Raw genomic sequence first — 8,006 nt, 5'->3', positions numbered from 1 at the left:
CCGTTGTGGCGGATTCCGTTGTATTGGTTGCTTCGGTTGTTTTGGTTGCGGAGGTTGTGGCGGTTGCTCTAACTGTTTTAATGGTTTTAGTGGTACTACTGATACTACTGGTACTATTATAACGTATGAATATTGATTGCATTTATCCTGCTATTTGCCGGGCAGTAAGACCCTAAAAAAATTCAGCGAGAGCAAAGAGAAGTTAGGTGGCCGGCTGCCCATAAAAGCCCGATGGATGAGGGCTAATTAAAGTTTCACCTTATCAATTAAAAAACATTAGTTTTATATATGTACGTGCCGACAAAGAATATAGTCATTATTAATGGATATATTCAATCATTCAAGTGAAAGAGTAACAATAAGATATATAGGTGTAATCAAGATGTGATGGATAAAGCAATGACTAGATTTAAAATCTAATCATTGTTTTTTTCTTATGGTTTTATCATTAAATATCTGTCTAGTTTGGGCATTGCTTCCTTCTAGCTAATGATTTTATTACAACCGTGTAAGGTTAATGTAATGTTAATCGATAGTAAAATAAGTTGCTTGAGTGTATTTTAAATAAGATTAAAAAGTACTGTTTATCTATAAAATAATTGGGTAAATAATATGTAATTAGGAAGTGTATGAATATGGTTGAACTAAAATCTATTTTCCATTCGTATAAAGTAAAGAGAAAAATAGCTAAAGATTTATACGGAAAAAGAGATGAATTGACACTGTTATTAAATGAATTTAATAATATGAAATGTACAGTAACATCTGAAAAGAAGAAAAATAATATATTATCTCGTTTGCAACTAATTTATCAAAATATAAAATTAGATAAGCAGTATCCTCTATCAGTTTCTTTTGATAGTAAATTATTGGAGCGATTAGAAAAAGAATCTCTACATACTATTGAGGATGGTGTAACATGTCTACATTTAATGTTAGATATGAATTATGAAAAAATAAAACAATATGGGTCGAGTACAAGTAGGTCATTCGTTCCATTATCGCAGTCTTCTATTTGTCTTGCTGATTGTATTTGTTTAACAGGATTTATAGTAGGTTTACTAGGAGTAATTTCATTTGGAGGGTTCATGTTATCTATATGTTCAACTACATAACGCTTGATATTTGTAAAAAGAGCACCGATTTAAGGTGTTCTTTTTTGGTTTTTCTGTAAAGTTATTGTAAATGATAAGTACAATATATTATATATATTATATAATTTAAATGTATTAAATTACGAATACTAAGAGGTGTTGTAGATAATAATTACTTTTAATTTTTAAAAGAGTCGGTTTGATAATGTTTTATGTAGATAGTTTTTACTTTTCTTTTAAATACTTTGTTTAAATGGATTAGATTAAGTAACTTTTGTTCTAGCTTTTTGATAATCAAGACAACTGAAGAAAGGAAAGAATCATTTTATGAAAAAATTAAGGTTGTTAACATTTGAAAATATAGTAGAACCTCTTTTAAATGAAAAGGTATCATTTATATACTTTCCTATTGAATGGCTGGACATCGTAGAGATACATTATAAGACGTTTTTATTAACGAGTAAGTTGAAACGTTTGAATGAAAGACTGTATGATATGTTTTCTGATATATTGTTTATTCAGCATAATCCGTACGTATTAAATGAAAATACACCATGGATTGTATCAAAAGAACCTATTAAACAAGAGCAGCTCAATTATATTTTTCAAAGTTGGTATGAGATTATTCATGATTGGAAACCAAATAAATTAGTAGAGCCACCAAAATATGAATGGCAATCCGATTTGATTTCTAATTTGCCAGTACTACATGATAATGAAACGTATTCTAAGTGGGTGCCCGCTTTAATCTCACATATTTTTTGTGAGCGTCCTATATATTTAGAAAATACAAATGCAGAAGAAATCTATTTTTCTCCTCTTAGATCACAAAATATTTGTGAGGCGATGTCAGGGCCAATAAAAGATGAAAAAACACAAGATTTTTTCTCCTATGTATATCGATTCGAATGCATAACCCGTGGTGGTGAGAACGCTCCATTATTAAATATTTCAATAGGGATTCGGAGATTTTATCAAGAATATAATCATCCAGATATTCCTTTACTTTTCAGACGAAAACGAGGGATGATATTGATTTCTACCCCAGAGTTTGCATCAAATAATAAAAAAATACGGTTTGTAAAACTAAAAATGCAACAAGCTACAACCGGCATGAAATGGATTAAGATATTTAGAAATTTAAAAGATGATTTTCAAATAGGTGGAGATTTGGATTTAGACCATATTCTCCAATATCCGAAAGATTATATTGTCGGGGAAAATAAAAGGGTGTTATTTCCATACAATGAAAGAATATATAAAGTCCAAGGTACTAAAATAGAACCAGGTATAAAAGTAAAGGAAAGAGAGTATTTATTTAAAGAATTCCAGCGTAAATTCTCTTATTTCACAATACTTCCAGAATGTAAAAAGGTAGCAACAAATAACAAAAATGAATTATTTCCTTTATTTGCACCAAAAGGATTAGAGACATTAACATTAGAAGTTTGGTCTGAAAATATAGCGCTGGAAATAGAACAAGCATTACTTGATAGCGAAATTGTTTTGACTAAAATTGGTGAAAATTCTTATGTATTGAATACAGATTTCCCAGTATTATTAAAGATTGTGAGATACAATATTGAAAAGGTGTTACAAAATCCATATAAAATGCAATATTGTCAAAAATATAAAACAAATCTTGTAGATGATGTTACGAAAGCTGTCTATGCTACCGCGGGTGAGCGCAGTGATGCGACATTAGCATTAATCGCAATGAAAAATTGTGATGGACGCGAAAAAATTGATCCAAAACAAATCATTAGAGAGGGATTTGCACGAACAAATCGTATTTCAACATTTATTAATTTATTTATAGGCCAAAGTGTATCTCGTAAAACAATTGTAAATAGTGTTTTTAGTCTATTAGAACAAAAAGGATTTTTGAAGCGTAGTTGGAATAAGATAAATTTACCTTGTACATATGTTAATTTATCAATTGAACGAATATCGAAATTTGATTTCTTACCTATTCTTTCAAAAATAAAAGGAAAAGAAATTTTATATAAATTATATGGGAATACAGAGTGGCAAAAGATTGATTACGTATTATTAAATATAAATAAACATAATGCATTTTTATCACAACCATCAAAGAGAAATGATATGGGGGCTCTTTTTAAACAATATGTTTTCGAAACATTAATGGAAATTGTACAATATGCAAAAGAACAAAATGAACAAGTTTACTTCATTGTAGATGCAAATTTGAGAAAATATTGGATAAAAGAGTTACAAAATAAAGAAATTAATACAGATATTTTACCTGATATTGTTCCAGAGGTATTAAAGGTTCCCAACTTAAATATTATTAGAATAAATACAGGTTTTGATGTACCAAGCTACGGTGTAATAGAATGTGATGATGCTCTAGATAGAATAGGCTTATATGCAGATCAAAAAGGGATGTATTATAGCACTGGTGAATATTCACTTAATTGTAGTGAAGTTTTTCAGCGATATATAATTGAAATTCTACCATTAGGTGTAAAACCTGTAGAAAGGGATTATATCGCTAAAATGATACATTACATGTGCTGTAATTCTAGTATGCTTTCGAAAAAGAATGTACACATGACATATTCCGTACATATGGAAAAAGTAATAAAGAGTTATATTACTGACATAGATGCAAGAGAATTTAAAGAATTTGATGATGAATTGGATGTAGATGTAGTAAAAGTAGAAAAGAAAGATTCAATTATTCTACTTTAAATACTAGTAAACAAATCCTGCTCGTTATATCGATCAGGATTTGTCATTTTTTTATGCAAATAAGGATATCATTTGTCAAGTATCTTTTCGTTTACATATTTACTTTATGTGCAGACAGGATTAATATGTTTTTTAGAAATACAAAAACTATACCAAATGGAAAAGCGATTTTTATTAATTGAAAAAATTTGAAAGGAATGGGGAATGGTGAAGAAATTAGATGTGCTCTTAATGCTACTGAGCGTCCTCTTTCCAATTGCAGGACTTACAAAGCAAATCCCTCTAGAACAATCTGTATATATTGGAGGGCTTTTATTTTTTACTAGTTTCGGTAGTTATTTTGCTAAAAAGATGTATTCACGTATATGCAGCTGGATAGCGTATGCGCCATTTATAACATTACTGTTAGTTATTTGGCATCAGGATATTACAACAAGCTCAATCATAGCAAATGCGAAAATTGCTGCATGTGTCGCGTTAATTCCATGTTTATTTCGTTTTCGTACATATGGACTTACTTTGGGATTATTCTCATTATGGGCCGCTTTACTATGGGATATAAAAGAAGTACAGTCGTTAGTCATACTTGAACGCATGACGAGTTTAATGACAAGCCATTATGTATATATATTACTATTAATTGGAGGACTTGTATTAGGAGGATTACTTGCGATGTTCATTCACCGCAAAGAGAAAGATAATAATAAAGAAAATATAAATCTACTTGGACCAAAAAAGAAACGCAAAAGATTATCATTTAAGATTCGTCTTCCGAGATTACCGAAATTAAAGATGAAACTATTTAAGTTTGGTGGGAAAGAATCTAAAAGTAAAATTCCAGAAAAGATACATGAGCATAAGTACGAAGAACCAGTTGCAACATATAAAATGACAGAGAAAATAGATCCATACAAAGAAAATGAAGTTCAAGGTCAAACAAGGATGGAACGCCGAAGAAATAGGTTTAATGCATAATGAAGTTTAATAACCCCGTAATGACTTATCTTAATATTGATAAATCATTACGGTTTTTTTATGTAATTAAATAAAGGTTGCTAATGAGGGGGGGGATAGCATATTTTATAGGTGAGAAGTTAAATAAAATAAGGGGAGGATAAAATGCTTATCATTACATATATATCTGCTTGTATATTATTCTTAGTTAGCTTTTTACATGTATATTGGGGTTTCGGAGGTAATTGGGGGACAAATAGTGTTATACCAACTAAATCAGGGGAAAAGGCGTTTACACCTCGTGCCGGAATGACATTGTTCATTGCATTATTATTAAGTATGGCAGCGATAATTTTGTTGCAACAAGCAAATATTGTTCATTTTGCAGTTCCTAATGTTATTATTCAAGTCGGTTCCTGGATTTGTATGATCGTCTTTTCTATTAGAGTAATTGGTGAGTTTAATTATTTTGGTATCTTTAAACGACAAAAAGATACGCACTTCGCTAGAATGGATACTGGTTTATATATTCCACTTTGTGCATTTTTATCTTTATCTTTCTTATTAGTAATAATTTTGTGAGTAAATAATAGTAGTTTCTTTTCTCAAAATATATGTAAACGTGAGAAATCCAAGAGTAAATAAAAAAAGGGTGTAAGCGCCTTCTTGTCGAAATGTAAATTATTATGAAAGGCGGTGACACTATGAAGTATGTAAAAGTTAGTATGAATGGTGGAAGTGAACACAAATTTTCAATGACTTTAGATCGGTTTGAAGAACTTATTACTACAGAGAATGGGATATTAGAAAATAAATTAGTATGTATTGAAAATGTAATGATTAATCCTACTAATATATCTTCTGTAGTTGAAAAAATTGGTGTACCGGCTAAGTTTATGGAAGCTTAAAATCGTTAGATAAAAAACATCCCCAATGGATGTTTTTTAATTTATAAATATGAAATTGTATAGTGAATATTTGAGTAGATTTTTTTAGCAATGACTATGCATATATTAAGTACCTGAACATGGTGCTTAATATATGCACGAAATAATAAGTACAAGCATATATTATGTAGTAGGACAAGATCTTCGTGTCCTACTTAATACTCAGAAAAAACTTCTAATCACATAAGAGCATCCAATTGCAGGGTGCTCTTATTTTTGTAAAAATTTACTGCAAGGCTTATTTTATAGTAGGATGCAAGAATAAAGGGCTATTTTTAAATAATGTTCTTTAGCCTTTAATTTTAAATTTATCTTTAACATTAGTAAATATTAAAAATAATATGATAGCAGAAATTAAGTTAGATAAGTAGAAATCTTGATGAAACAGTAGTTCGAAGATGACATAGAAAGTAACGAATAAGGCGATAACAGGTAGTATGCAAATAAATATAAATCTCCAATTTTTTAAGTAATGTCTATAATTAGTAAGTACTTTCTCCATAAATGTAGCTCCTATATTTTTGTTTTTATATAATTATACATTTAGATACAAGGATTTTCAAAGTAAAAATATTTAGCAATTCAAAAATATAAGGAAAGTATTTGTTGAAAATCCAGATTGCTCTAGCAATCTGGATTTGACTTTAAAGAACTATACTAAAATGATATACTATAATCTACGTTATTTTTGAAATGAATAGAGGGATTTGTGTGATAGATAAAATTAAAAATGCTGTAGAGGATATGTACGAGGATGAGGTTAAAGATTTACTTCAAAGTATTCTCATACAGTTAAACTTATTAGAAGAAAACTATAGTGAAGATACAATTAAAAATTTGATGGATATTCCGAAACAATTAACGAGTAATCCTACTTATAAAAGAAATGTAAAAGAAAGTACGCACGTACATATTGCTTTTGATGATTCAACGGCTGGTTGCTTAACATATATGTTAAGTCAAGAAGAATTATCTGAAGAGAGTGTTGTTGCTTTTTCTGAATTCTTTTCAATTGGACCGATATATAAGTTGCATACGAATGGGGGGCAACTAGCAAGACAGAAGTGGTTAATAAATAATTTAACTGCTTATGATAGTTATTTTGAAGAAGAATATTTATCAAGATTTATAGCAACTATAGAAGAACTACATACTATTCCTGTTGAAACGCCTATTACAATTTGGAAGGCTGATAATGCACATGAACATGTAGGCCTAAGTTTTGTAATGGCACAATTAAAGGATAAGAAAAACATTCGAGTTATTAATACATCTGAAGCAAGTCGAGAAATATTAAAACAAGAGTATGATATTCGTGGAACTGGAGAATTACCACCTGAAAGTTTAGCTCTATTCCAAAAAAGTTTTGCAAAGTTACCTTATTTAACTGAAGAGAAGCGAATGAAGTTTGAACATGAATGGGATAGAATATCGGGAAGCGTAGAATGTTTAAGAGTGTGGAAAGAAAATGAAGTATATTCTGTACAAGAAGATTATTTTGATCAATTTATAATTGAATGCGCGAAAAGTGTGGGTGCTGATCGAGAATTCCTCAAAGCTCCTAGAGTAATTGGTGAAGCACTTGGTCTTGTTGAACAATTGGTTGGAGATACTTTCTTAGAATATCGCTTGAAACAATTAATTAAACAAGAAGTATTTGAATTTGAAGGTTCGTTAGATGAAATGCGTTTTTATAGTGTGAAGTTAAGGAAATAATAAACACCTTCTATTTTTGAAAGGCTCGTATTTTTAATAATACGAGCTTTTTAAGTTGAATTTGGGCTATAATATAAGCTTCCCAGAGAGGGCATATCACATATAAATGTTAAAGGTAATGAATGAAAAGTAGGTGATTTGTTAATATGTATAACCAACAAAATTATCCATATGATCAAGCGATGTATTATAATCCACAAAACTACGGGTATGAATCTGTAGATGAAGCGAGAGATATGGAACAAGAAGATTACAGACCAGATGATGCGGAAGATGCTCCAACGTCACCACCGCCGTCGCAAGCTCCGTCGTTACCGTCTACCTTTGCGTCTCCATCTCAAGCGGGCAATATGAAATCATGGATGTGTAATTGTCTAGGAAGATGGGGCTATTTACGTTTACATCGTCCTGGTCCTTTCGGAAGGGACTTATGGTTCTTTCCGACTGAAGTGAGAAGAAACGGAGTATCAGGTTACACTTGGCAAGGTGGTCGTCGTCGTAAAGTAAGTTATCGCTATCAACAAATTAGTAATTTTATGTGCTTCGCATAAAGAGTAGTGGGAGAGTGAAACGATTTTAC

The 8,006-nt window shown here is 30.4% G+C and carries 8 protein-coding genes and 2 pseudogenes; 9 read left to right on the top strand and 1 reads right to left on the bottom strand.

The window, feature by feature from the left end:
* From MR160_RS04700 to MR160_RS04670, 7 genes and pseudogenes are all read left to right on the top strand, one after another.
* Positions 1-136, top strand: a pseudogene (locus tag MR160_RS04700) (heterocycloanthracin/sonorensin family bacteriocin); the annotation flags it as partial.
* A gap of 152 nt (positions 137-288) precedes the next feature.
* Positions 289-420, top strand: a pseudogene (locus MR160_RS04695) (site-specific integrase); the annotation flags it as partial.
* 209 nt (positions 421-629) lie between these two features.
* Positions 630-1,115: a hypothetical protein gene (locus MR160_RS04690; protein ID WP_002082715.1), complete on the top strand. Its 486-nt coding sequence runs from the start codon at positions 630-632 to the stop codon at positions 1,113-1,115.
* Between the two features lie 306 nt (positions 1,116-1,421).
* Positions 1,422-3,809 (top strand): RNaseH domain-containing protein, encoded by a 2,388-nt coding sequence (locus MR160_RS04685; protein WP_081143677.1) that lies wholly within the window; start codon positions 1,422-1,424, stop codon positions 3,807-3,809.
* A 207-nt stretch (positions 3,810-4,016) separates the two neighbouring features.
* Entirely contained in the window at positions 4,017-4,784 is a 768-nt protein-coding gene (locus MR160_RS04680; RefSeq protein ID WP_014894749.1) for a DUF3959 family protein, read from the top strand.
* Between the two features lie 144 nt (positions 4,785-4,928).
* Positions 4,929-5,345, top strand: a complete 417-nt coding sequence (locus tag MR160_RS04675; RefSeq protein WP_000905578.1) for a DUF3995 domain-containing protein — start codon at positions 4,929-4,931, stop codon at positions 5,343-5,345.
* A 122-nt stretch (positions 5,346-5,467) separates the two neighbouring features.
* Positions 5,468-5,671, top strand: a complete 204-nt coding sequence (locus MR160_RS04670; protein ID WP_000878369.1) for a hypothetical protein — start codon at positions 5,468-5,470, stop codon at positions 5,669-5,671.
* A gap of 328 nt (positions 5,672-5,999) precedes the next feature.
* Here the strand turns inward: MR160_RS04670 and MR160_RS04665 are convergent, their stop codons facing one another.
* Entirely contained in the window at positions 6,000-6,212 is a 213-nt protein-coding gene (locus MR160_RS04665; RefSeq protein ID WP_000416836.1) for a hypothetical protein, read from the bottom strand.
* A 209-nt stretch (positions 6,213-6,421) separates the two neighbouring features.
* Between MR160_RS04665 and MR160_RS04660 the strand changes: the two genes are divergently transcribed.
* Both MR160_RS04660 and MR160_RS04655 read left to right on the top strand, forming a co-directional pair.
* Positions 6,422-7,426, top strand: coding sequence for a DUF1835 domain-containing protein (locus MR160_RS04660; protein ID WP_000565700.1), 1,005 nt, complete (start codon positions 6,422-6,424; stop codon positions 7,424-7,426).
* 146 nt (positions 7,427-7,572) lie between these two features.
* Positions 7,573-7,977, top strand: a complete 405-nt coding sequence (locus MR160_RS04655) for a hypothetical protein (protein ID WP_000282691.1) — start codon at positions 7,573-7,575, stop codon at positions 7,975-7,977.
* Positions 7,978-8,006 lie beyond the last annotated feature (29 nt).

The organism is Bacillus cereus group sp. BfR-BA-01382, assembly GCF_022663475.1.
GTDB lineage: Bacteria > Bacillota > Bacilli > Bacillales > Bacillaceae_G > Bacillus_A > Bacillus_A thuringiensis_S.
Note: the sequence above shows the minus strand (reverse complement) of the source record. Positions and strands in the feature narration are given on the sequence as shown.

Coding starts and splice junctions, on each gene's coding strand:
- MR160_RS04690 (WP_002082715.1), top strand. CDS start 630: ATGAATATGGTTGAACTAAAATCTATTTTCCATTCGTATAAAGTAAAG.
- MR160_RS04685 (WP_081143677.1), top strand. CDS start 1,422: ATGAAAAAATTAAGGTTGTTAACATTTGAAAATATAGTAGAACCTCTT.
- MR160_RS04675 (WP_000905578.1), top strand. CDS start 4,929: ATGCTTATCATTACATATATATCTGCTTGTATATTATTCTTAGTTAGC.
- MR160_RS04670 (WP_000878369.1), top strand. CDS start 5,468: ATGAAGTATGTAAAAGTTAGTATGAATGGTGGAAGTGAACACAAATTT.
- MR160_RS04665 (WP_000416836.1), bottom strand. CDS start 6,212: ATGGAGAAAGTACTTACTAATTATAGACATTACTTAAAAAATTGGAGA.
- MR160_RS04655 (WP_000282691.1), top strand. CDS start 7,573: ATGTATAACCAACAAAATTATCCATATGATCAAGCGATGTATTATAAT.